This is a genomic window from Agarivorans sp. QJM3NY_29 (assembly GCF_050870835.2).
Classification (GTDB): Bacteria; Pseudomonadota; Gammaproteobacteria; order Enterobacterales; family Celerinatantimonadaceae; genus Agarivorans.
The window spans coordinates 2,578,492-2,600,239 of the sequence record NZ_CP194036.2 but is presented as its reverse complement, the minus strand read 5'-3'; the positions used below and the strand labels follow the sequence as shown (position 1 = coordinate 2,600,239).

General features: G+C 44.5%; 18 protein-coding genes and 1 tRNA gene. 10 read left to right on the top strand and 9 right to left on the bottom strand.

Annotated elements, in window-relative coordinates; all coding sequences use genetic code 11:
• Positions 1-13: 13 nt before the first annotated feature.
• The gene (pabB, locus tag ACRRS0_RS11935) at positions 14-1,384 is read right to left on the bottom strand and encodes an aminodeoxychorismate synthase component I (RefSeq protein ID WP_432452983.1); all 1,371 of its coding nucleotides are present in this window, start codon (positions 1,382-1,384) and stop codon (positions 14-16) included.
• A gap of 195 nt (positions 1,385-1,579) precedes the next feature.
• Here pabB and ACRRS0_RS11930 point away from each other — a divergent pair, with 195 nt between their 5' ends.
• A complete protein-coding gene (locus ACRRS0_RS11930) occupies positions 1,580-3,106 on the top strand; it encodes a fumarate hydratase (protein WP_432452984.1) in 1,527 nt (508 codons plus the stop codon).
• 12 nt (positions 3,107-3,118) lie between these two features.
• Here the strand turns inward: ACRRS0_RS11930 and ACRRS0_RS11925 are convergent, their stop codons facing one another.
• The 5 genes from ACRRS0_RS11925 to ACRRS0_RS11905 all read right to left on the bottom strand — a co-directional run bounded on the left by ACRRS0_RS11925 (position 3,119) and on the right by ACRRS0_RS11905 (position 5,804).
• Complete coding sequence (locus ACRRS0_RS11925) at positions 3,119-3,571, bottom strand: DoxX family protein (RefSeq protein ID WP_432452985.1); 453 nt, start codon at positions 3,569-3,571, stop codon at positions 3,119-3,121.
• Positions 3,558-4,337, bottom strand: a complete 780-nt coding sequence (locus ACRRS0_RS11920) for an HvfC/BufC family peptide modification chaperone (protein ID WP_432452987.1) — start codon at positions 4,335-4,337, stop codon at positions 3,558-3,560. The genes ACRRS0_RS11925 and ACRRS0_RS11920 overlap by 14 nt, the downstream gene beginning before the upstream one ends.
• A complete protein-coding gene (bufB, locus tag ACRRS0_RS11915) occupies positions 4,330-5,172 on the bottom strand; it encodes an MNIO family bufferin maturase (protein ID WP_432452988.1) in 843 nt (280 codons plus the stop codon). Before bufB ends, ACRRS0_RS11920 begins: the two co-directional genes overlap by 8 nt.
• 65 nt (positions 5,173-5,237) lie before the next feature.
• Positions 5,238-5,492 carry a BufA1 family periplasmic bufferin-type metallophore gene (locus ACRRS0_RS11910; RefSeq protein WP_432452989.1) on the bottom strand — a complete coding sequence of 85 codons (255 nt, stop codon included), beginning with the start codon at positions 5,490-5,492 and terminating at the stop codon, positions 5,238-5,240.
• 57 nt (positions 5,493-5,549) lie between these two features.
• Positions 5,550-5,804, bottom strand: coding sequence for a BufA1 family periplasmic bufferin-type metallophore (locus ACRRS0_RS11905; protein ID WP_432452990.1), 255 nt, complete (start codon positions 5,802-5,804; stop codon positions 5,550-5,552).
• Positions 5,805-6,203: 399 nt separating this feature from the next.
• Here ACRRS0_RS11905 and ACRRS0_RS11900 point away from each other — a divergent pair, with 399 nt between their 5' ends.
• The 3 genes from ACRRS0_RS11900 to ACRRS0_RS11890 all read left to right on the top strand — a co-directional run bounded on the left by ACRRS0_RS11900 (position 6,204) and on the right by ACRRS0_RS11890 (position 10,065).
• The gene (locus ACRRS0_RS11900) at positions 6,204-6,809 is read left to right on the top strand and encodes a hypothetical protein (RefSeq protein ID WP_432452991.1); all 606 of its coding nucleotides are present in this window, start codon (positions 6,204-6,206) and stop codon (positions 6,807-6,809) included.
• Between the two features lie 244 nt (positions 6,810-7,053).
• Entirely contained in the window at positions 7,054-7,692 is a 639-nt protein-coding gene (locus tag ACRRS0_RS11895) for a TetR/AcrR family transcriptional regulator (RefSeq protein WP_432452993.1), read from the top strand.
• 51 nt (positions 7,693-7,743) lie between these two features.
• Positions 7,744-10,065, top strand: a complete 2,322-nt coding sequence (locus tag ACRRS0_RS11890) for an acyl-CoA dehydrogenase (protein ID WP_432452994.1) — start codon at positions 7,744-7,746, stop codon at positions 10,063-10,065.
• Positions 10,066-10,222: 157 nt separating this feature from the next.
• On the opposite strand, the gene ACRRS0_RS11885 is transcribed toward ACRRS0_RS11890, so the two are convergent.
• On the bottom strand, positions 10,223-11,074 hold the full coding sequence (locus tag ACRRS0_RS11885) for a MurR/RpiR family transcriptional regulator (RefSeq protein ID WP_432452995.1): 852 nt from the start codon (positions 11,072-11,074) through the stop codon (positions 10,223-10,225).
• Positions 11,075-11,405: 331 nt separating this feature from the next.
• Between ACRRS0_RS11885 and ACRRS0_RS11880 the strand changes: the two genes are divergently transcribed.
• The gene (locus ACRRS0_RS11880) at positions 11,406-12,371 is read left to right on the top strand and encodes a glucokinase (protein WP_432452996.1); all 966 of its coding nucleotides are present in this window, start codon (positions 11,406-11,408) and stop codon (positions 12,369-12,371) included.
• Positions 12,372-12,562: 191 nt separating this feature from the next.
• Positions 12,563-12,650: transfer RNA gene (locus ACRRS0_RS11875), tRNA-Ser, on the top strand.
• Between the two features lie 480 nt (positions 12,651-13,130).
• On the opposite strand, the gene ACRRS0_RS11870 is transcribed toward ACRRS0_RS11875, so the two are convergent.
• A complete protein-coding gene (locus tag ACRRS0_RS11870; protein ID WP_432452997.1) occupies positions 13,131-13,301 on the bottom strand; it encodes a hypothetical protein in 171 nt (56 codons plus the stop codon).
• A 135-nt stretch (positions 13,302-13,436) separates the two neighbouring features.
• On the bottom strand, positions 13,437-13,949 hold the full coding sequence (locus ACRRS0_RS11865; RefSeq protein ID WP_432452998.1) for a hypothetical protein: 513 nt from the start codon (positions 13,947-13,949) through the stop codon (positions 13,437-13,439).
• Between the two features lie 702 nt (positions 13,950-14,651).
• Between ACRRS0_RS11865 and ACRRS0_RS11860 the strand changes: the two genes are divergently transcribed.
• The 4 genes from ACRRS0_RS11860 to araH all read left to right on the top strand — a co-directional run bounded on the left by ACRRS0_RS11860 (position 14,652) and on the right by araH (position 21,729).
• A complete protein-coding gene (locus tag ACRRS0_RS11860; RefSeq protein WP_432452999.1) occupies positions 14,652-17,930 on the top strand; it encodes a DUF5107 domain-containing protein in 3,279 nt (1,092 codons plus the stop codon).
• Positions 17,931-18,182: 252 nt separating this feature from the next.
• Positions 18,183-19,175: an arabinose ABC transporter substrate-binding protein gene (locus ACRRS0_RS11855; RefSeq protein ID WP_432453000.1), complete on the top strand. Its 993-nt coding sequence runs from the start codon at positions 18,183-18,185 to the stop codon at positions 19,173-19,175.
• Between the two features lie 50 nt (positions 19,176-19,225).
• Positions 19,226-20,731: an ATP-binding cassette domain-containing protein gene (locus ACRRS0_RS11850; RefSeq protein WP_432453001.1), complete on the top strand. Its 1,506-nt coding sequence runs from the start codon at positions 19,226-19,228 to the stop codon at positions 20,729-20,731.
• On the top strand, positions 20,728-21,729 hold the full coding sequence (araH, locus tag ACRRS0_RS11845; protein ID WP_432453002.1) for an L-arabinose ABC transporter permease AraH: 1,002 nt from the start codon (positions 20,728-20,730) through the stop codon (positions 21,727-21,729). Before ACRRS0_RS11850 ends, araH begins: the two co-directional genes overlap by 4 nt.
• The last annotated feature ends 19 nt before the right edge of the window (positions 21,730-21,748 follow it).

Here is a 21,748-nt window from a genome sequence, read left to right as displayed (position 1 = left end):
TTGAGTCTCAGCCTTACTGTAAGGCTGGCAAAATACGACTGAGCTTATCGAAACATTCTTGGTATTCGGCATCGACCTCAGAGTCAACCACAATCCCGCCGCCAGCCCAACAATAGATCTGCTGTTGTTCACATACCAAAGTTCGGATCGTGATATTGGTATCCATATCGCCATTGGCGCTGATATAACCGATAGCTCCACAATAGGCGTTACGGCGGTTTGCTTCAAGTTCTTCAATAATCTGCATCGCCCGGATTTTAGGTGCGCCAGTGATTGATCCTCCAGGAAAACAGGCCGCTAGAAGTTGTTCGCTTGAGTACTGTTTGGCAAGTTCTGCGCGAATGGTACTCACCAGATGGTGCACCGCAGGGAACGATTCTATATTAAATAGCTTGGGCACTGTCACACTGCCGGACTTGGCGACTCGGCCAATGTCATTTCGCAATAGGTCGACAATCATCAAGTTCTCGGCTTGATCTTTTTCCGCGATGGCTAGTTCTTCGGCTAAAGCTCTATCTTTAGCCAGATCGCTACTGCGCGGGCGAGTGCCTTTAATTGGTTTGGTTTCGATCATTCCTTGTTTCAGGCGAATAAAACGTTCGGGCGATACACTCAGAATACAGCTATCTTCGAGGCGTAAAAACGCCGAAAATGGTGCTTTGTTGGCTGCAATCAGTTTTTGATAAGCAGTGAGTTCACTACCTTGATAGCTGGCTTGAAAGCGTTGGGTTAAATTAATTTGGTAGCAGTCGCCACTGAGTAGGTATTGTTGCACCTGAGCAAAACGTTGCTGATACTGTGCCTGACTAAGGTTGCTCTGCCATTGGCTGGTTAAACTAAATGTTTGCTCAGGTGCCGCTTGCTGTTGTAATAACCATTGCTCGCGTTCTACCAGCTGTGCATAGGCGCTTAATTGATCATCATGATCAGCGTAGTGCACGAGAGTACTACGTTGTTGTTGGTGGTCATAGATCAAGGCCCAGTCATAAAATCCGACTGCCATATCCGGGCTACGCAGATCAGCTTGAAGACGTTGTGGTAGCGGCTCCAATTGGCGACTCAAATCGTATGACCAAAGTCCCAGAGCACCACCGCAAAATGGGAGCTCAAGTTGCTGATCCGTCGCCTTAGAAAATAATTGCAGCCGCAGTTTTTCTAATAAATCGAAGGGGGCTTGTTTGCTTTGGTAGTGTTGTTCGCCAAGTCTAACCGTGGATATTTCAGCTCGAGTACAAACCGTGGCGATGGGATCAGCCACTAAAATGTCGTAACGGCTATTCTCATGCTCACTGGATGCGGATTGCAAGAAGCAACACCACTGTTGGTTGGCGATCCGCTCGAATAGCGTTGCCGATTCTAAACAAAAAGATTTACTAACAATCATAGGGTTGGTTTTTACTGGCCATTAGCTAAAGGTATTATAAATACGTAGATAAATTGTAAAAATTTCGGACTAGGTTATAGCAGGCTTTATAGCGCAAGCGTATTATAGGCGGGAAGGATAACGATTATAACCCGAATAGCCAAGGACTGAGTTCACTCAATGTACCAAGGCAAAATAAGGACCTGTGGAGACTTTATGACCATCATCCGAAAACAAGACTTTATTGACAGTGTCGCTGAATCACTGCAATTCATTTCTTATTACCATCCTCTCGATTTTGTGAAAGCGATGGCTGCGGCTTACGAGAAAGAGCAAAGTACCGCGGCAAAAGATGCCATCGCACAAATTTTAATTAACTCACGAATGTGCGCCCAAGGTTTACGACCGATTTGTCAAGATACCGGCATTATTACTGCCTTTGTCAAAGTCGGTATGCAGGTTCAGTGGGACAGCGACCTTACCGTGCAGGAAATGGTCGACGAAGGCGTGCGACGAGCCTATACCAATCCCGATAATCCACTGCGCGCTTCTATTGTCGCCGACCCGAATGGGGCGAGGAAAAATACCAAAGATAATACGCCCGCGGTGGTTCACATCGATTTAGTCGCTGGTGATAAAGTGGAAATTATGGTCGCCGCGAAGGGCGGTGGTAGTGAAAACAAATCAAAAATGGCGATGCTTAACCCTTCTGACTCTGTGGCCGAGTGGGTACTTAAAACCTTGCCGACCATGGGAGCCGGTTGGTGTCCTCCCGGCATGGTTGGAATTGGCATCGGTGGCACCGCAGAGAAGGCTGCAGTGATGGCAAAAGAATCGCTGATGGATCCGGTAGATATTCAAGACCTACAGGAGCGTGGCGCAACTAACGCCGATGAAGAGCTGCGTTTAGAATTAATGGAAGGTATTAATAAGCTGGGAATTGGTGCGCAAGGCTTGGGGGGCTTAACCACGGTTTTAGATGTCAAAGTCAAATCTTGCCCAACTCATGCGGCATCCAAGCCGGTGGTTTTGATCCCCAACTGTGCGGCGACTCGGCATGCTCATTTTGTTTTGGATGGTAGTGGTCCAGCACTGCTAACGCCACCGAAGCTGGAAGACTGGCCAGAAATTACCTGGGATGTGGGTGACAATGTACGCCGTGTTGATGTAAACAGCATTACTAAAGAAGAAATAGCCAGCTGGAAAATGGGCGAAACGGTATTGCTTAATGGTAAGATTTTAACGGGTCGCGATGCAGCGCATAAGCGTATTAAAGAATACTTAGAGCAAGGTAAACCATTCCCCAATGGCGTCGATTTTAACGGTCGCTTTATTTACTACGTAGGGCCAGTTGATGCGGTACGCGACGAAGCTGTAGGCCCTGCAGGCCCAACTACCTCGACTCGGATGGATAAGTTTACCGACATGATGCTTGAAGAAACCGGTTTGTTGGGCATGATTGGTAAGGCAGAACGCGGCCAAGCAACCGTTGATTCTATCGCGAAGCACCAATCGGTTTACCTAATGGCAGTAGGTGGCGCCGCCTATTTGGTGTCTAAAGCGATTAAGCAAGCCAAAGTCGTCGCGTTTGAAGATTTAGGTATGGAAGCCATCTACGAGTTTGAAGTTGAAGATATGCCAGTCACGGTAGCGGTAGATAGTGATGGCAACTCAGCTCATCAACAAGGCCCTGCTATTTGGAAGGCCAAGATTGAAGAGCTGGATGCAAAAATGAAAGCTTAATGAAAAAGCGGCTTAGGCCGCTTTTTTTTGTGCCATTTTATGCGTGAGGTAACGATCCAATGAAAGAGGACCTGCGCCCCATATTAAGTTGATCAGTAACATCAGTCCCCATAATTGGTGATCATAGAATCCGCCCGGCCACAGCACAGGATAAGACACGACAGCAATAATGTTGAATACGAACAGTTTTAAGGAAAATATACGGGTAAATAAACCCAAGACTAAAAAGATTGGCAAAATTAATTCTGCGGCGGTGCCCAAGTAAGCGGCTAACTCCCAAGGAATAATCGGAACCTGATATTCTTCTTCAAATAAGTAAAGAGTTGAATCCCATGAACTGATCTTAAGATAACCAGAACGAAAAAACACCGAAGCAACCCACAGTCGGGTGATGGTGAGTAACAGCGGGATCAGAAGTGATTGCATCGCCGTGACAGCTTTTAAATAGAGATTATAGATTGCCATGCTCTGGCCCTCCGGTGGCGTTTGCGTCGCTAAAGCTGGCAAACCTTTGTTGATGGATGGCATCACCCAATAAGGCTTCTAGTTCAAACAGACAATGTTCCGGTAATTGTTCTAAAGGCCGTTGCTGATGACAGTGGGCTAAGAACTCAAAACTAAGAGCCGATATTTGTTCTATGGCAACTTCAAAGTTGGCTTGTTTAGTGAGTAATAGATAGTCATTTTGTTGTAGCTCGATCGCCTCAACTTGCTCGGTCTGTACCATCTGATAAATATCAAAAATAGGATACTGGCTGGATAACAAGGTATATTGCGGGGCCAAGTGCAAAACCACAGACCCCAAGTTTTCAGGCGTAATGGTTTGCAGTTCAGCGATAGACAAAAAGGTGGAACTCAATGCTTGCCCGGCGGTTTGCTCAATCAGCCAATCGAGTTGAGCAACTGCTGGCAAATAGGGGAGCTCGGCTAACTCGGGTTGTTGTTGCAGAAATAAATCAAAACCTTGACCAAATAAATTCAAGTCGCCTTGATCGTGTCCTTTGGCCAAGATGAAACGCTTAGCCGATTGACAAAAATATTCTTCACCAACCAATTTTTGGATGGTTGGGTAGCTCGCAGAGAGGGCTTCGCTTAAACTCAACAAGTAGTTGTTTTGGTATATCTGCATCGATTCGTCGGCAGTCAACTGGCCTTGCTGAAGATGTTGATGGATGGCGTTTTCTTGATGGTTTAGTGCATTTGAAAACTGCTGTTGTAATTGTTTAAGCACAAGCCACCTCTGTCACTTGTTGATCAATTGCGCGCGCTCGATCCATTTCCTGGCACAGTACTTCTAGCGCAGGGAAGTCACTATCCCATTCGATGAGTACAGGAATCTGGTTTGTAAAGTGTTGCTGGAAGTATTGATATAAATCCCAAACGGGTTGATGGACGGCTTGGTTATGGCTATCAATCAGCACCGTTTTTCCATCAAATTGTTTTTCGGTGTAGCCCGCTAGATGGATCTCTTGTACGGCGTTAAGATTGAGGTGCTCGAGGTACTGCTGATAATCCCAGCCTAAGTTATAAGCACTCACATATACATTGTTAATATCAAGCAAAAGCCCACAGCCCGTTTGCGCCACGAGTTGGTTTAAAAATTCGGGTTCAGGGATATGGCTTTCTGCATAGGCCAAATATGCGGAGGGGTTTTCGATTAATAGCTGTCGTCCTAGAAAATCTTGGGCTTGATTCACGTGGTCAACAAATACTTTTAAGCATTCTTCAGTATAAGGTAGGGGTAGCAGGTCGTTGTAATAACGGCCATTTATACTGCTCCAGCTTAAATGTTCGGAAATTATGAAAGGTTGAATGTGATCAATTAAGGTTTTTAGTTTGCTTAAATGAGCAATACTCAATGCATCGCTAGAACCTAGTGATAGCCCAACGCCATGTACGCTAATAGGGGTGTGTTCAGCAATTTGAGTCAGCTGGTGATAGTCGTAGCTATGTGGATTGAAATAATTTTCGGCGTGAATTTCTAGCCAATCGATGTTGGGATGTTTGGCTAATAGCTGTGTCGCAAAGGCGGATCGTAAACCCAAGCCGTATTGTTTTTTAGTCATATTTATCGTCATCTTTACGGGGTGGGAAGGGACTGTCGAACCAAACTTGGTTCGACATCATCAACTTAGCTAGCTTCGGTGCTACCGCCAGCTAATTTGCCACAAAGACCCTTAGGTAAAACCACAAATGCATCTTTCTGGCTGTCAGATTTTGCAGTGCCAGCACAGGAGCTATTTTTAGTCGCGCAGTCATTTTGGCCTGCTTTGGCAACGCCGTAGCATTTTTCTTTATCGGCGGCGAATGCAGGGCTTGCACCTAAAGTTCCTAAAGCGATTAAACCTGAAACAGCAGTGGCGATGGCGAGGTTAGATTTTTTCATAGTTGATTCCTAATGTAGTGATTTTTAAATGTTGGTTTGCTTATTCAATGTTATTTATTAGCTAGCTTGGGTACTGCCGCCGGCCAATTTGCCGCAGAGACCTTTGGGTAAAACCACAAATGCATCTTTCTGGCTGTCAGATTTTGCAGTGCCTGCACAAGAGCTGTTTTTAGTGGCACAATCATTTTGACCCGCTTTGGCAACGCCGTAGCATTTTTCTTTATCTGCTGCGAATGCAGGGCTTGCACCCAAAGTTCCTAAAGCGATTAAACCTGATACGGCAGTAGCGACGGCGAGGTTAGATTTCTTCATGGTTGTTCCCTTATTCATTTAGTCTGGTGTTTGTTACAACTTGCTTACTTCGTTGTAACTAATGAAACCGAGTTTATTAAAAAAAGATTTCACAATGCATGAAAAAAATATTAATTATTTAATGATAATGGCTGTTTTAGTCCGGTTGGTTTTTACAATAAATGCATATTTAACAGATGCTTGTAGGTGTGAATTAGAAATTAGATTATATTTTGTGAAGTCGAGTCAATTGTATATTAAGTAGCCAGATTGTTAGCTGGAAGTGAAACGAAGCGTAGGAAAAAACAGGGGGCTCTCGATATTTTGAGGCGAGTTGACAGCGGGTATTGGGCAACAATGCTTGTGGAACCGCCATCCATAGTGAATCATGTAAGTACTCAATAAATAGAGGCGAACGATATGAAACTGGCAATTTGCTGGAGTGTAGGGGTTTTATTGTTAGGCGCTTGTAGTCCGCAGGTGCCGCCAAACCAACCGCAACGCAGTGCTCAGCAACAGCGCGACACGATAGTGGTGAGCGCCGACACGGGTTTTGCTTTAATAGCCCAACAAACCGTATGTGACCATCCAATGTTGGCCGAAGCGCTGCGTAATCCACAATTGTCGGATTTAGCAGCCTATGATCTGATGCACCACGCACTTACCAATGCATTGCTCGAGCGCGGGCTTGCTTATCAAAGTAAGGCGAGCGAAAGTTGTGACTATTGGTTGGCCTTTGCTATTCCTAGCAGCCAGCAACTTAGTGACCTGCAACTGATGAGTTTATTTGGGGTGTCTCCCGGTTTAGCCGATGATGGGAATCAAGATTTTCAGCGAGCAACTCTATACCTCAGTTTATATCAGCCTGGTTCAGGTCGCCCCAGTTGGCAGTTAAGTATGCAAGCCTTTGCTGCGGTGGAAATCGATCAACAGGGACGTAGAAAGCTGAAGCTTAAGCCTGAGGGTGTTGATTATGTGATAAACCGTATCTTTGCGCATTTGAAAGTCGACGTTATTCGGCCTTAAGTTTTAGAAGGCAAAAAAAAGCCCAGCTACAGGGATGCTGGGCGTTCAATTTAAGTGTTTAATTGCAGTGGCATAGATTAAGACCCGCCGTTTTCTAGAAAGTTTCAATTTTTTTTATTTTCTATATAAAAAAGTCGACGACAGTTCTCGTTTTTTGTTCTCTTCACAAAATATCCATGCCATAAACATTGACATCGCGAGGTCTTAAACGTAGTTTTTAAACAGTTGTTTAATTTTTAAAGGTGTGATGGTGAGACAAGGAACAAAAAGTAAGATCCTCGATGCAGCAGAGCGTTTATTTGCAGAACGCGGTTTTGCCGATACCTCATTGAGACTAATTACTTCGGAGGCTGAAGTGAACCTTGCTTCGGTGAACTATCATTTTGGTTCAAAAAAAGAGCTGATCCAAGCAGTGTTGATGCGCTATTTAGAGCAGTTTATGCCGTTAGTTGACGAGGCGATGCTCGTGCATACGCAGAGCGAGCACGCGCCCAGTCTGGAGCAGGTGTTCAATTCATTTATTGAACCCTTGCTGGCGATGAATCAAATTAAAAAGCACGGCACTGCAATGTTGTTGTTACTGCTAGGCCGAGGTTATACCGATAGCCAAGGTCACCTACGAAAATTTATTACTCACCATTTCGGAGAAGTATTAAGTCGTTTCCAGCAAGCGGTGAAGCGTGCTTATCCGGAGTTATCTGACAGTGACATCTTTTGGCGTTTACACTTTACCCTCGGTACGGTGGTATTCACCATGGCATCAAGCGCGGCCTTAAAAGATATCGCCAGCGCCGACTTTAACGAACAAATTAATACCGAAGGACTGATCCGTAAGGTGATTCCTTATCTGGCCGCCGGGGTCGGTGCGCCAAATAACCCATAATAACGATAGGCTAGTGAGCCAAAAATACGACGTGAAATAAAGGATACAGCCATGACAATTATACTAATGTTGCTGACCGCTATCGTGGTGCTGTTAAGTATTACCGAGACACGGATCAAGCTGGTTTCGCGACCAGCCTTTAAGATGTTTAAAAAGATTTTGCCCCCCCTGTCGCAAACTGAAAAAGAAGCCATGGAAGCGGGGTCGGTATGGTGGGACGGCGAACTATTTGGAGGAAAACCCGACTGGAGTAAATTGCATCAATATCCTAAAGCGCGTTTAAGTGAAGCCGAACAAGCCTTTATGGATAATCAGGTTGCAAGCTTACTCAAGCTACTAGATGACTTCGACATTGTGCAAAACCAACGCGATTTGCCCAAACCGGTATGGGATTACTTAAAAGCCGAAGGCTTTTTTGCATTAATTATCCCTAAAAGTTATGGCGGACGAGAGTTTTCGGCAATTGCTAATTCAACCATTGTTAGCACCATTGCCACTCGCAGTTTATCGGCTGCGGTAACGGTGATGGTGCCTAACTCTTTAGGCCCAGGTGAGCTGTTACTGCACTATGGCACCCAGCAACAAAAAGATCATTGGTTACCCGGCTTAGCCGATGGCACCCATGTGCCTTGTTTTGCCTTAACTGGCCCAGAAGCAGGCTCTGATGCAGGAGCGATACCCGATAAAGGGATTATATGTAAGGGGGAGTTTAATGGTGAAGAGGTTGTGGGGATCCGCTTAAATTGGAATAAGCGCTACATTACGCTGGCACCTGTTGCTACGGTTCTTGGCTTAGCCTTTAAACTGTATGATCCCGAACATCTGCTCGGTGAGCAGCAAGAGCTGGGTATTACCTGTGCGCTGATCCCAACCGACCATCCCGGTGTGCGTACCGGCGATCGCCATTTTCCGTTAGGTTTAGCCTTTATGAATGGCCCAACTTTTGGTGATGATGTATTCATTCCCTTAGATTGGATTATTGGTGGCTCTGATTACGCCGGTAAAGGCTGGCGAATGCTGGTTGAATGTTTATCGGCCGGTCGCGGTATTTCACTTCCAGCCTTGGGCACGGCGGTGGGCCATATGAGCTCACGAACTACCAGCGCTTATGCCTATGTTCGTAAACAATTTGGTTTATCGATTGGCCGTTTTGAAGGCGTTGAAGAGGCCTTGGCTCGGATTGGCGGCATGACCTATCAATTAGAGGCTGCCCGTCGTCTTACCGCAGGCGCTTTAGACTTAGATCAAAGCCCTGCCATTGTCACCGCGATTGCTAAGTACCATATGACCGAAATGGCGCGTACCGTATTAGATGATGCCATGGACATTCATTCGGGACGGGGGATCCAACTGGGTGAAATGAACTACTTAGGTCATGCCTATAATGGGATCCCAGTTGCGATCACGGTGGAAGGTGCCAACATTCTCACCCGTAACTTAATGATCTTTGGTCAGGGCGCTACACGTTGTCATCCATATGTTCTCAAAGAATTGCAGGCGGCTGCTAATCCAGACGAAGCCGCAGGACTTGCCGAATTCGATGGCCTGTTAATCAAACATATCGCTTTTGGCGCAGGCAACTTTGTGGGTAGCTTATTCCAAGGCTTAACCGGTGCTTATTTTAATTCAAGCCCGGTTTCGGGAGAAACCGCTGTTTATTATCGCCAATTAACCCGGATGAGCCGAGGATTAGCTTTGTGTGCCGATATGTCGATGTTGATTCTAGGTGGAGAATTAAAACGTAAAGAACGGATCTCTGCGCGCTTAGGTGATGTGCTGAGTCATCTTTACTTAGCGTCAGCCACCTTAAAACATTATGAAGATCAAGGGCGTCCGGCAGAAGATCTACCATTTGTGAAGTGGGCGATAGAACGTAATCTTTACGAAATTGGTATCGCTTTTGAAGGTTTCTTTCAAAACTTCTCGAGTCGGGTGGTGGCACGAGTATTAAAATCGGTGGTGTTCCCATATGGCAATCGCTTTAAGCTAGCGGACGATGCAATAGGCCATAAAATTTGTGAAACCATGATGACACCAGGCTCCGCTCGCGAGCGCTTAAGTCAGTTATGTGTGACCGATGGCAGTAAAGGAGATGCGGTTGCAATTATTGAGCAGGCATTTTTGGCGATGTATAAAGTGAGACCACTAGAGCGGAAGATCGCCAAAGCTCAGAAAGCGGGTCAGTTACCACGTAAGGTTGAACTTGCAGAAATCGTTGCTGCTGCTCAGGCGCAGGATATCTTAAGTGAGACCGAAGCCGCTGAGTTACTCAAAGCAGATGCTTTACGTTCCAAGGCGATTCAGGTTGACCACTTCGAACCTGGCGTATTAGAAGAGAAAAACGCGCCAATTAGCGCTGTGCATGTTGCCTAATTCATTTGGCGACTACAAATAAAAAAGGATGCCATTGCATCCTTTTTTTGTATTCACAAAGATAGAATCACGAACTGTGGTAACAGTTCAGGGAACATCTAATGGTAAGCCTGCTAAAAGTTAGTATAAAGACTAGCGCTTAGCAGGCTGCGTTTGATTATTCGATACCTTTATCGGTTCTAGAGTCTTTTAAGCTTTGTTTCACTTTACGCAGATTCTCTCTGAATCGTTCACCACGACGCAGTGTAAAGCCTGTTGCGAGTACGTCGATAAGAGCCATTTGCGCAATACGTGATGCCATTGGCATATAAACGTCGGTATCTTCCGGAACATCCATCGACAACACCAAATTACATTCTTTGGCGAGTGGGGAGTCTTTAGTGGTGATGCCAATAACCATCGAATCATTTTGCTGGGCAAGTATTGCAATATCGATCATCGCTTTGGTGCGACCTGTATGTGAAATTAAAATAATCACATCTTCTTCGGTGGCCACAATACAGCTCATGCGCATCATTACAACATCATCAAAGTAGCTTACTGGCACGTTGAAGCGGAAAAACTTATTTAATGCATCTTGGGCAACTGAGGCTGAAGCGCCTAAACCAAAGAATGAAATCTTCTTCGCCTGAGTGAGTAAATCGACAGCACGATTCACCGCCACCGGATCTAAGCTATTTTTTGCCGCTTCTAAACTGGCCATCGAAGATTCGAATATTTTGGCAGTGTAGGCTTCTGGTCCGTCTTCCTCATCTACATGACGGTTCACATAAGGTGTACCGTTAGCCAAGCTTTGCGCTAAATGTAGTTTAAAGTCGGGAAATCCCTTAGTATCTAAGCGACGACAAAAGCGGTTAACGGTCGGTTCGCTTACATCAGCTAATTTAGCCAATGCGGCAATACTTGAATGGATTGCCGTTTGAGGAGAGGCAATAATAACTTCAGCAACCTTTCGTTCGGACTTACTAAAGTTCTCTAAATTTTTTGTTATTTTTTCAAGCGTATTCATAATACTCGTTATATTAAGCGCATTTGTTAAGGTTAAATTGTCAAATGTAATAATTTTTCAACATATAGATATGTAATACAATTACATAGACCGCTGGCTGAAACAAGATAAATTAGCATGAATGATAGACCAGACAACGTTTTCATAGTATGAGCTAGGTCTAATATTTTTGAAATCAATCTAAATATTAGTAATTTACTAACGAAATTCCAGTACAAAAGCGCTAAAATCCACAGATAATTAAGAACAACAGCTATTTAATGATAGTTTGTTAGAGTTATTTAATGATATTTTTGTTTTTATTTTTTAATTTGTTATCGAGGAAAACATAATGGCCGGTTTTGGGTTGATCGCTGATGTAGGTGGCACAAATATTCGTTTGGCGTTAGTCGAGTTAAAGACTGGCGAAATAGGTCGTTTACAGAAGTACCTGTGTGGTGACTTCCCCAGCATTGCTGATGTTATGTCGTTGTACTTGAGCGAACAACAAGAAACGGTCACCCAAGCCTGTATCGCCATTGCTTGCCCAACCGATCAAGACTGGATTGCGATGACCAATCATAGCTGGGCATTTTCTCGCAAGGCGGTTCAAGAGCAACTGGGCTTTGAAAACTTTTATGTGATCAACGATTACACCGGCATTGCCATGTCGATCCCAACCTTGAGCGATAGCCAGAAAATACAAATTGGTGGTGAACCCGCCAAATCTGGAGAGCCTATCGCGGTATACGGCCCCGGCACTGGTTTAGGCGTGGCGCATTTAATTCATCACGACAGCGAATATGTGTGTATTCCGGGTGAGGGAGGGCATGTTGAATTTGCACCCAATGATGCACTTGAAGCACATGTTTTGAGCTTCCTACAACAGCGTTATGATCACGTTTCGGCAGAACGCTTGTTATCGGGACCCGGTTTGGTCAATATTTATCTCGGCTTAATGGACTACCATGGCAAAGCAGCCGAAGACTTACAGCCTGCCGACATTACTACCCGCGGTTTGCAAGAAAGTTGCCCGGTATGCGTTGAAGCGATGCAAGTATTTTGTCGCGCCCTTGGCTCTTTTGGTGGCAACCTTGCCTTAAACATGTCGACCTTTGGCGGGGTTTACATTGCAGGCGGTATTATTAGTCGCTTTATGGAATTCTTTAAACATAGTGAATTCCGCGCGCGCTTCGAAGCTAAAGGGCGTTTTGCAGATTTTGTCGCTAAAGTACCCGTTTATGTGATCACCGAAGAACAACCAGGTTTACAAGGCGCATCGGCTTATTTGCGTCAAAGCAATGGCTACCGTATCTAAAGTTGAGCGATTCAAAGCATGGATAAAGGGAAGCATCGGCTTCCTTTTTTTGTGAGTACTTTTATCGTTGCAACAGCAATACTTGTGCAAGAAGTCAGCAACCAACGCCTTTTTAGAAAAAAATAGTTGACCCTCGCCAACGCTATCCGTAATCTAGCGCCTCATTATCGCCCCGAGCGAAAAACAATTTAGGTGACGTGTCCGAGTGGCTGAAGGAGCACGCCTGGAAAGTGTGTATACCGCAAGGTATCGAGAGTTCGAATCTCTCCGTCACCGCCATATTCAAATGAAAAGACGTCTAAGGACGTCTTTTTTTATGCCTGTAATATAGTTAAATCAATAGCTTATCATCTCATCTTGTTTCGGTTTGTCTCATAACGTCCGGCGATTTTGGGTATGACAGAGCGTATGATTTAATCACCCTTGGATTGGGTGTAGATTGGTTTCTGCGAGACTTTCTGAAAAATTGTCTATCTATTAATTGTATCAGTGTGATTACGTCAAAATTGCTTGGTAATTATACTAATACAGTTTAGGAAAAGGATTGGGACTCTATGCATCCCACTCTTTTTTTATACCACACAATTATATCTTCGAGTGGCGTTGGCAGCCATGCACCCGACAAGCCCACTGGCCAATATATACACTAATGAGTTCTTCGACTTATTACTATGAGCGAACAATAAACCCGCAGCAGCTCCTAAACCAGCACCTTGAAGTTGCTCGCTCGAAGGTTTGGTTTGATTAAGCTGTTTAAAATTACTTTTTTGAGCGTTTATAGCTGTAATAAACATTCTGGCCAAAGGCTATGGTAAACACAAAATAAAATAGCCAAGTACGTTGTGGCTCTGCAGATTGCTGCCAGTACCATGCAACAAAACTAAAGATGACCAGACAGTAAATAAGGCTAATGAATACACTTTTTATCATTGCTAGACTCCTGATTCGGTGTTTGATGATTTGGCAGCTCAGTATTTAAAATGTGGTGCCGATAGCCTTACCACACTAGGGCATCTTAAACCGGAATGATAAATTGAATAAAAAAAATACAACGTGATACTATTTTTAGAAAGAGCTTGGCCAGGCTTTTTCAATCGTGTTACTTAAATTAAAAGGAAACTTCAGTTCTGCCATTCCCTCTAGTTTTACTTTTAGCTCAGGGGAAATCTCTGCATATTCTTTTTCAATATACATATTCATGTCAGCAACAAGTAGGGCTTTAATCCTGTTGATTTTTAACGCTTCATCAGTGCTCGGATTGAACTCATCTAAGTTTTCCAGAGATACTAGGGTCCTAAGCGCTTCGCTGTATTCGTACAATGCACATTGCTGTAATGCTTTATAATTTACCACTGCTAAGGCTAAGGCAGCCTCAGAGGGGATTTTTTGCAATTGGACTAAGGTTTCGTTTGATACATTTGTGTTTCTTGCTTGCTTATCACATTGGTTCATTTTGTCAGCAAATGCTTCATATCTTGTTTGTAATATATCTTTTCCAAAATCTATCACCTCGCTTGAAGTATTCGCTTCGCAGCTCAATGTGCATAAAATGCCAAAAGCCAAAATAATATGATTCATCGCGTTATTTTACCTTACATTTTTTGTAAATAGCGCCCCCGAAATTTTCTCTTTTGGGCTCGCTGATGTTCTCAAATGTTGCTGTAGAGCAAGTTTTCAATTTGGCTATTAGCGTGCCTATCTAACGAAGAAAAGCTATTAAGAAAATACTCTCAATTGGTTTGGTATATGCTCCATGAAACGTGGTTGGCGTCAGCAGACATCACCTTAAAAAGATTACTATTTTCAATTATTTTGCCACGAGCGCTTGTTCTGACAGCACCACCAGTAAAAATAAGACTGAGTTGGCCAACAAGCATCACTACCCAGCCTATTTTTTTACTTTAATAATATGGGCTCTATATCGTCGATCGCTTGGCGACTCGCGTCGTTAAATTTAACATTGATGATCACTGGGCAGATCTTATCTTGCAGTGATATTCCATCATCACAAATTAAAGGGCACTATATTGATACAAAACTCTATTGTCAATTGGCTCATTACGGAGAGGCTGGGGGGTTGTCGTTTTCGAATAACAATTCTAAAGCCGCGCATGGCTACGTTGCGCTTAGCCCTTCATCAAAACGCTGTTAGTAAACTCAGATTATTAAACAGCGTGAAGCATTCACAATAATTCATTTCAAATAGCGCATAAGCTTGCCGCATCTTCATTATTTTTAATTAGAAGCGTGTACTTTTGAGGCATATGTATGGGAAATAGCGTGAATGTATGGTCAGAGACAATTGTTTTGCCAACATACCCCACCGGTTCTGTGGATCCCAATCCACTATTTCTTGAGAAGCGGGTTTACCAAGGCTCTTCTGGGGCAGTGTATCCCTACGGGGTGATTGATTCGATTCGCGAGCAAGCGGTCGACCAAGAATACCAAGCCATCTATTTAGAAAATGACTATATCAAAGTCATGCTGTTGCCAGAGCTTGGTGGTCGCATTCATCGCGCTTACGATAAGGTCAATCAACGAGATTTTGTTTACTACAACGAGGTGGTAAAACCGGCGCTGGTTGGATTAGTTGGTCCGTGGATATCTGGCGGGATTGAATTTAACTGGCCGCAACATCATCGGCCTACTACTTATATGCCAGTTGATGTGAATATTCGCAGCTTGAACGATGGTAGCGCAGAAGTATGGCTGGGTGAAGTCGAGCACATGTATGGCTTACAAGTAAGTGCAGGCTTTAAGCTTTATCCCGATAAGGCGCTTATTGAGATCACGGGTAAAGTGTATAACGGTAATGCTGTGCCTCGGCATTTTCTATGGTGGTCTAACCCTGCGGTGAAAGGCGGCGACGATCATCAGAGCATTTTCCCGCCCGATGTTACGGCAGTTTATGATCACGGCAAGCGCGATGTGAGTGAATTCCCGATAGCTAAGGGCACTTATTATAAAGTGGATTACTCGCCGGGTACCGATATATCCAGATATAAAAACCTGCCAGTACCGACTTCTTATATGGCTGCTGGTTCCGATTACGATTTTGTGGGAGCCTATAGCCATCATGAACAAGGTGGCCTTTTACATATCGCTAACCATCATTTGTCTCCGGGGAAAAAGCAGTGGACCTGGGGAAATTGCGATTTTGGCCTCGCTTGGGATAAAAATCTCACCGATAGCAGTGGCCCTTACATTGAGTTAATGACTGGTGTATTTACCGATAATCAGCCTGATTTTACTTGGATCGATCCCAACGAAGAGAAGATCTTCGTACAAAACTTCCTTCCTTATAGTCAACTTGGCATGGTGCATCAGGCCAATACTGATGTTGCATTAAAGCTGCAACGTGATGCAGATGAAGTGCAGTGGGGACTATATGCTATCTCGAAGATTGAACATGCACGGGTAGTGATCCGTAACGATGAAGAGATCTTGGTTGATGAAGTGTTCTCGTTTGAGCCTTGCGAGGTGTATTTACAAACCTTGGATTATTCTGCCGACGAGCGATTAAGTATCACGGTGACGACTCAGAATGGTCAAAAGGTACTTGTTTATCAGGAACACAGGGCTTCGGATGAGGCTATTCCAGATCCCGCCGATGCGCCTTTGCCACCTAAGGAGGTGTTGTCCGTCGACGAGCTGTATTTAATTGGACAACACTTAGAGCAGTATCATCATGCCAGTGGTAAGCCAGAAGCCTATTATCTAGAAGCTTTGGCCAGAGACCCCTTAGATTATCGCTGCAATCTCGCTTTGGCACATCAAGAGTATGACCGTTGCGATTACCAACAAGCATTGGCCTTACTCGATAAAGCACTCCAACGAGTGCATCGTTACAATAAGAACCCGGCTTGCGGCCGTGCTAGTTTTCTTCGGGCTTGTGTACATGAAAAACTGGGTCAGTTGGATTTGGCCTATGCCGATTATTATAAATCGACTTGGAGTGGCAACTGTCGTGATAGTGGTTTGTTGGCGGCTGCGCGGATCTCATTTATTCAACAGCGTTACTTAGACGCATTGGATGAAATTAATCGTTCGTTAGCGCTCAACGGAACCAGTTACCAGGCCGCGTTTGTAAAAGCAGCGATTTTGATCGCATTGGGCCACCAGCAACAAGCGAAGGCGCATATCGAATCGGCAATTCAGCAGTTTCCATTGGGTTACGCGCTATTTATGGAGCGTTACCGGCTTGAACAAACTCATGAATCGAAGCAGCGATTTATCACGCTGTGTCAGGGTAGACAAGCCAATGCGGTTCATGTGAGCGGTTTGTATCATTCTTTAGGCTTAACTCACTTAGCCATTCAGGCCATCGATTTAATCGATGCGGCAGGGGCAAATGCCTTGCTTATCAAAGCGGGATTAAGTGAACAGTATCCACAAGCCTTGTTGGCGCTGGCGGAACAACAATTTAATCAAAATGTATTGTTTCCGAATACGCCTATCGAGTGCCTTGCATTAAGCAAGTTAGCTGGTCAGCCCTTTGCCGATTATCTGCTAGGTTGTTTTTTCTATGCGAAAAAGTCTTACGCAAAAGCGCTTAAGTTATGGGAGACAGCTTTATCCAATAGGCCTAGTTTTAAAGCTTGTCATCGTAATTTGGCGGTGTACCACGCTAATAAACATGGGGATTATGAACACGCGATTAGCCATATGTCCTATGCTTGGGCGCTAGATTTAAGCGATGCGAGGGTTTTGTTCGAACTCGACCATTTAAGAAAGCTGGCCGCTTATTCACCGCAACAGCGTCTCGAGGCATTGGATCTGCATCAAAATGTGGTGTTGCAGCGAGATGATTTAACTGCGGAATGGATCAGCTTACTCAATATTGAAGGGCGTCATGAGCTAGCTTTTTCAATCCTTCAACAGAAAAAGTTTCATCCTTGGGAGGGGGGCGAGGGGAAAATAACCGGTCAATACATTAATGCGCTGATCCGAAAAGCTTGCAGCTTGATGATGAATAAAGACTACGCCGAAGCCGAACAAGCGTTGTCCGATGCCTTTGCTTATCCTGATAACCTCAGCGAAGGTCGTCTGGTAGGCCAAACCGACAATGATGTTTATTTTTTATTAGGTTGTGTTGCTGAATGGAGAGGAAATTTACAGCACGCACAGCAGTGTTGGCAAAAAGCGATGCTCGGTTGTTCCAGCTTAAGCGAAAGCCGTTACTACAACGATCAACCAGCCGATTACCTTTTCTTTCAGGCACTAGCCTTAGCCAAGTGTGGTCAACGAGAGCAAGCACTGGCGCGTTTCACCGAGATGAAGCGCTGGGCCGATGCGCACTTGAGTGACCCAGTTGTTGAGGACTTTTTTGCGGTGTCGCTGCCAGAACTGATCGTATTTGATCGCGACATTGCTAAAAACCATCAAATTCATTGTCGGTTTATTCGCTATTTGGCATCACTTGGCTGCAGTCTACTCAGCAATAGTGGTGTCGCAGAAACAAACCAAGACCGATTAGCGGTTCTTCAATTGGAGCCGGGGCACGCCAAGATCAGTCTGATCGAAAGCCTTTATCCATTGTTATTGCCGGCTTGTGTTTAATAAGCCAACTCTATGGCAGTTTTTTAAAAGCGAATGAGGAGGGACATTAATACTAAACAAAGATTACTATATAGCGTGATTGAACTTCACAATATATAGCAAACATTACATTAACATCAGCATGAATAATAACGATAGCTGTTAAACAATAACGGCAGTTTAGAAATATAAAATACGACGTGAAATGTGTGAATTTCAGTTGAACAAGGGCTGAACGCATTACCATTTGGGGTGATTAAAATAGGTCAAATTATGAATATACTCTACAAAAAAATTGGTACCGCATTACTAACTGCATCGCTTTGCTCTATGTCTTTAGGCGCAGCTGCTGAAGCGAAAAAGAAAATTGGTTTTATTGTTAAACAACCCGAAGCAGGCTGGTTCCAAGATGAATGGAAGTTTGCAGAGGTAGCGGCCAAAGAAAAAGGCTTCGAGTTAATTAAAATTGGCGCGCAAGATGGTCAAAAATTGATGTCGGCGTTGGACAACTTAGGCACTCAACAGGCTGATGGGGTGATTGTGTGTGTCCCTAATGTAAAATTAGGCCCTGCCGTTGTGGCAGCTGCCAACAGAAACGGACTCAAGTTAATGTCGGTGGATGACCGACTGATTGATGGCAAAGGTAATCCCATTGAAGATGTGGTTCATATGGGGATTTCTGCTTATAACATCGGACGTGAAGTGGGGGACGCGTTATTGGCCGAAATAGATGCGCGTGGCTGGGACCGCAACGAAGTGGCGGCGATGGCACTCACCTACAAACAGCTACCAACGGCTTACCAACGAACCAAAGGGGCGACTGATGTTTTAAACGAGGCAAATTACCCAGCCGCCAATATGTTTGAAGCACCGCATCGACTCGATAATACCGAACAAGCATTTAATGCCGCGAATAGTTTAATCACCCAGAAAGGCCAATTTAAAAAATGGATTGTCTATGGCATGAATGATCAAGTGGTGATCGGTGGCGTTCGGGCCTTAGAAGGGAACGGAATTGCTTCATCGGACATTATTGGTGTTGGTATTAACGGTACCGAAGAAGCGATTAATGAATTCCGCAAGCCTGTTTCTACCGGATTCTACGGGACCATTATTTTAAGTGCCAAAGCACATGGCTATCAAACCTCGATCAATATGTATAACTGGATCGCCAATGGCGTAGAGCCTGAGAAGTTAATTTATACCTCAGGGTATCTGGCAACCCGAGATAACTATCAACAAGTGCGTAAAAGTTTAGGTTTGTAATTGTACAATGTTCGGGGTGTTTCACCCCGATTTCATCAAGGATTGTGTGAATGAATAACAAACTCGAATTTTGCGATGTATCTAAAAACTTTCCCGGAGTGAAAGCCCTCGACGCCATTAGTTTCTCGATAGGCCATGGCGAAGTTCACGGTCTTATCGGTGCTAACGGCGCTGGCAAAAGTACCTTGATGAAAGTACTTGGGGGAATTTATCCAGCGAGCTCGGGACATGTGGCCATCAACGACCAAAGCGTCAACTTTCGTTCTCCCAGTGAAGCGATTAAAGGCGGTATCGCTATTATTCATCAAGAGCTGCAATTGGTTCCAGAACTGAGTGTTGCAGAGAATATTTTTTTGGGTCGCTTTCCGTCACATCGGGGAAAAATTGATTGGAAGAAGATGAATCAACAGGCCGACATTCAGTTGCAAAGCCTTGGCTTGAGCTTTTCTTCCAAAGATAAAGTGAGTGGGCTATCGATGGGTCAGCAACAAATGGTGGAGATAGCCAAAGCGCTGATATTAAATGCCAATATTATTGCATTAGACGAACCGACCAGCAGTTTGTCGTCGGCCGAAACCAAAGTTCTGTTTAGAGTGATCCGCCAGTTACAAGCCGAAGGTCGGATCCTGATTTATATCTCACACCGAATGGCGGAGATATTCGACTTATGTAGTTCGTGCACCGTAATGAAAGACGGGAAGCATGTGATTTCTTATGACGATTTGAAACAAATTGATCGCAAAACCATTATTGAGAAAATGATCGGTCGTAACTTGGGCGATATGTATAACTATTCCCCAAGAGAACTCGGAGCAATTAATTTTTCGCTGGACAGCATTCATAGCCATCAGTTTCCTCAAAGCGTTGAATTTAATGTTCGTAAAAGTGAAATTCTAGGTTTTTTTGGCTTGGTTGGTTCGGGCCGTACCGAATTGATGAAGTCGATCATTGGCGCGATATCGAGTCAGCAGATCAGTGCTTCTTTCAATCATTGTAAGCTGCCGTCGTTAACGCCTAAAAAGGCGATTCAAAAAGGGATCTTGTATTGCTCTGAAGATCGCAAAAAAGAGGGCAATATCACCTTTCGTTCGGTTTGGGAGAACATCACTGTCAGTAGTCGCCGAAACTTCTGGCGGTTCGGTGGGATCCTCAATCTTGCTAAAGAGTTGTCGGAAGCGGAACGCTTTGTAAAACGGCTGGATATTAAAACGCCATCTTTAGAGAAAGAGATCCAATTTTTATCCGGTGGGAACCAGCAAAAAGTGATCCTCGCCCGTTGGTTGGCAGAGCCCAGTATCAATGTATTGATTGTCGATGAGCCAACGCGGGGCATTGATGTCTCGGCAAAGAACCAAATTTATAACGTGTTATACGAATTAGCGAACAAGGGTATATCGATTATTGTGATTTCCAGCGAGTTACCCGAGATTATGGGCATTACTGATCGCTTGTATGTGATGCGAGAAAATCAGATATCGGCCCAATTTAAACGTGAAGAATATCAAGAAGAAAGCATTCTTTCTAAAGCTTTCCCTGAACAGGAGATGAGCGTATGACCGCTTTAAATAAAACGGCCCAGATCGATCTGTCTAGCCCGGCAAAAACCTCGACTTGGTCGTTGATCCGCAGTAGTGAGAATTTCAATATTATTGTGGTGTATATATTGTTGTTTATTGCACTGGCAATATTTGTCCCTTACTTTTTCTCACTGAGGAATATGGTGGGCCTTGGGCTTTCAATTTCACAAATTGGCATGGTGGCCTGTACGATGATGTTCTGCCTCGCATCGAAAGATTTTGATCTATCGGTGGGCTCTCAGGTCGCATTTTACGGCGTATTGGCGGCACTCATTGTGAATGCCAGCGATAGCTTTATCTTGGGGATCTTTGGTGCGCTTGTCGCGGGTATTTTCATCGGTCTCATGAATGGTATTTTTGTGACCAAAGTTCGGGTGAATGCGCTTATCGCAACCTTAGCGATGATGGAAATTGTCCGCGGCGGCGCTTATATTATCTCCGGTGGGAATGCGGTAGGCGTGGTTAACATGAACTTCTTTATGTTAGGCCAGTCGACGGTTCTGGGAGTACCAACGCCAATTGTGATCACTATATTGTGCTTTATTGTATTTGGCTTCTTGCTGAAAAATACCGCTTATGGGCGAAATGCTTTAGCAGTGGGTGGGAATGCTGATGCGGCAAAACTCGCCGGGGTGGATGTTGATAAAGTTCGAATTGCCAATTTTGCGATACAAGGGGCAATTTGTGCTATTGCAGGTGTCATACTGGCGTCGCGTATTACCAGTGGCCAACCCAACGCATCCTTAGGTTTTGAGCTGAGTGTGATATCGGCTTGCGTGCTGGGCGGTGTATCGCTAAACGGCGGGAAGGCCAGTATTGTTGGGGTTGCGGTCGGGGTACTTATTATGGGAACGGTGGAAAATGCACTGAACCTGCTTAATATTGACTCGTTTTACCAATACTTAGTACGCGGTGGTATTTTGTTGCTTGCAGTTGGCGCAGACCAATATCGTCAACGATTAGCCGAAAGAGGGTAACTTATTTAGTGGATGAGCA

Excerpts from the sequence above, each read along its gene's own strand:
- ACRRS0_RS11925 (WP_432452985.1), bottom strand. The coding sequence starts at position 3,571 with ATGGCAATCTATAATCTCTATTTAAAAGCTGTCACGGCGATGCAATCA.
- ACRRS0_RS11905 (WP_432452990.1), bottom strand. The coding sequence starts at position 5,804 with ATGAAGAAATCTAACCTCGCCGTCGCTACTGCCGTATCAGGTTTAATC.
- ACRRS0_RS11865 (WP_432452998.1), bottom strand. The coding sequence starts at position 13,949 with ATGAATCATATTATTTTGGCTTTTGGCATTTTATGCACATTGAGCTGC.
- ACRRS0_RS11910 (WP_432452989.1), bottom strand. The coding sequence starts at position 5,492 with ATGAAAAAATCTAACCTCGCCATCGCCACTGCTGTTTCAGGTTTAATC.
- ACRRS0_RS11850 (WP_432453001.1), top strand. The coding sequence starts at position 19,226 with ATGAATAACAAACTCGAATTTTGCGATGTATCTAAAAACTTTCCCGGA.
- ACRRS0_RS11890 (WP_432452994.1), top strand. The coding sequence starts at position 7,744 with ATGACAATTATACTAATGTTGCTGACCGCTATCGTGGTGCTGTTAAGT.
- ACRRS0_RS11930 (WP_432452984.1), top strand. The coding sequence starts at position 1,580 with ATGACCATCATCCGAAAACAAGACTTTATTGACAGTGTCGCTGAATCA.
- pabB (WP_432452983.1), bottom strand. The coding sequence starts at position 1,384 with ATGATTGTTAGTAAATCTTTTTGTTTAGAATCGGCAACGCTATTCGAG.
- ACRRS0_RS11870 (WP_432452997.1), bottom strand. The coding sequence starts at position 13,301 with ATGATAAAAAGTGTATTCATTAGCCTTATTTACTGTCTGGTCATCTTT.
- araH (WP_432453002.1), top strand. The coding sequence starts at position 20,728 with ATGACCGCTTTAAATAAAACGGCCCAGATCGATCTGTCTAGCCCGGCA.
- ACRRS0_RS11885 (WP_432452995.1), bottom strand. The coding sequence starts at position 11,074 with ATGAATACGCTTGAAAAAATAACAAAAAATTTAGAGAACTTTAGTAAG.
- ACRRS0_RS11855 (WP_432453000.1), top strand. The coding sequence starts at position 18,183 with ATGAATATACTCTACAAAAAAATTGGTACCGCATTACTAACTGCATCG.
- bufB (WP_432452988.1), bottom strand. The coding sequence starts at position 5,172 with ATGACTAAAAAACAATACGGCTTGGGTTTACGATCCGCCTTTGCGACA.
- ACRRS0_RS11900 (WP_432452991.1), top strand. The coding sequence starts at position 6,204 with ATGAAACTGGCAATTTGCTGGAGTGTAGGGGTTTTATTGTTAGGCGCT.
- ACRRS0_RS11880 (WP_432452996.1), top strand. The coding sequence starts at position 11,406 with ATGGCCGGTTTTGGGTTGATCGCTGATGTAGGTGGCACAAATATTCGT.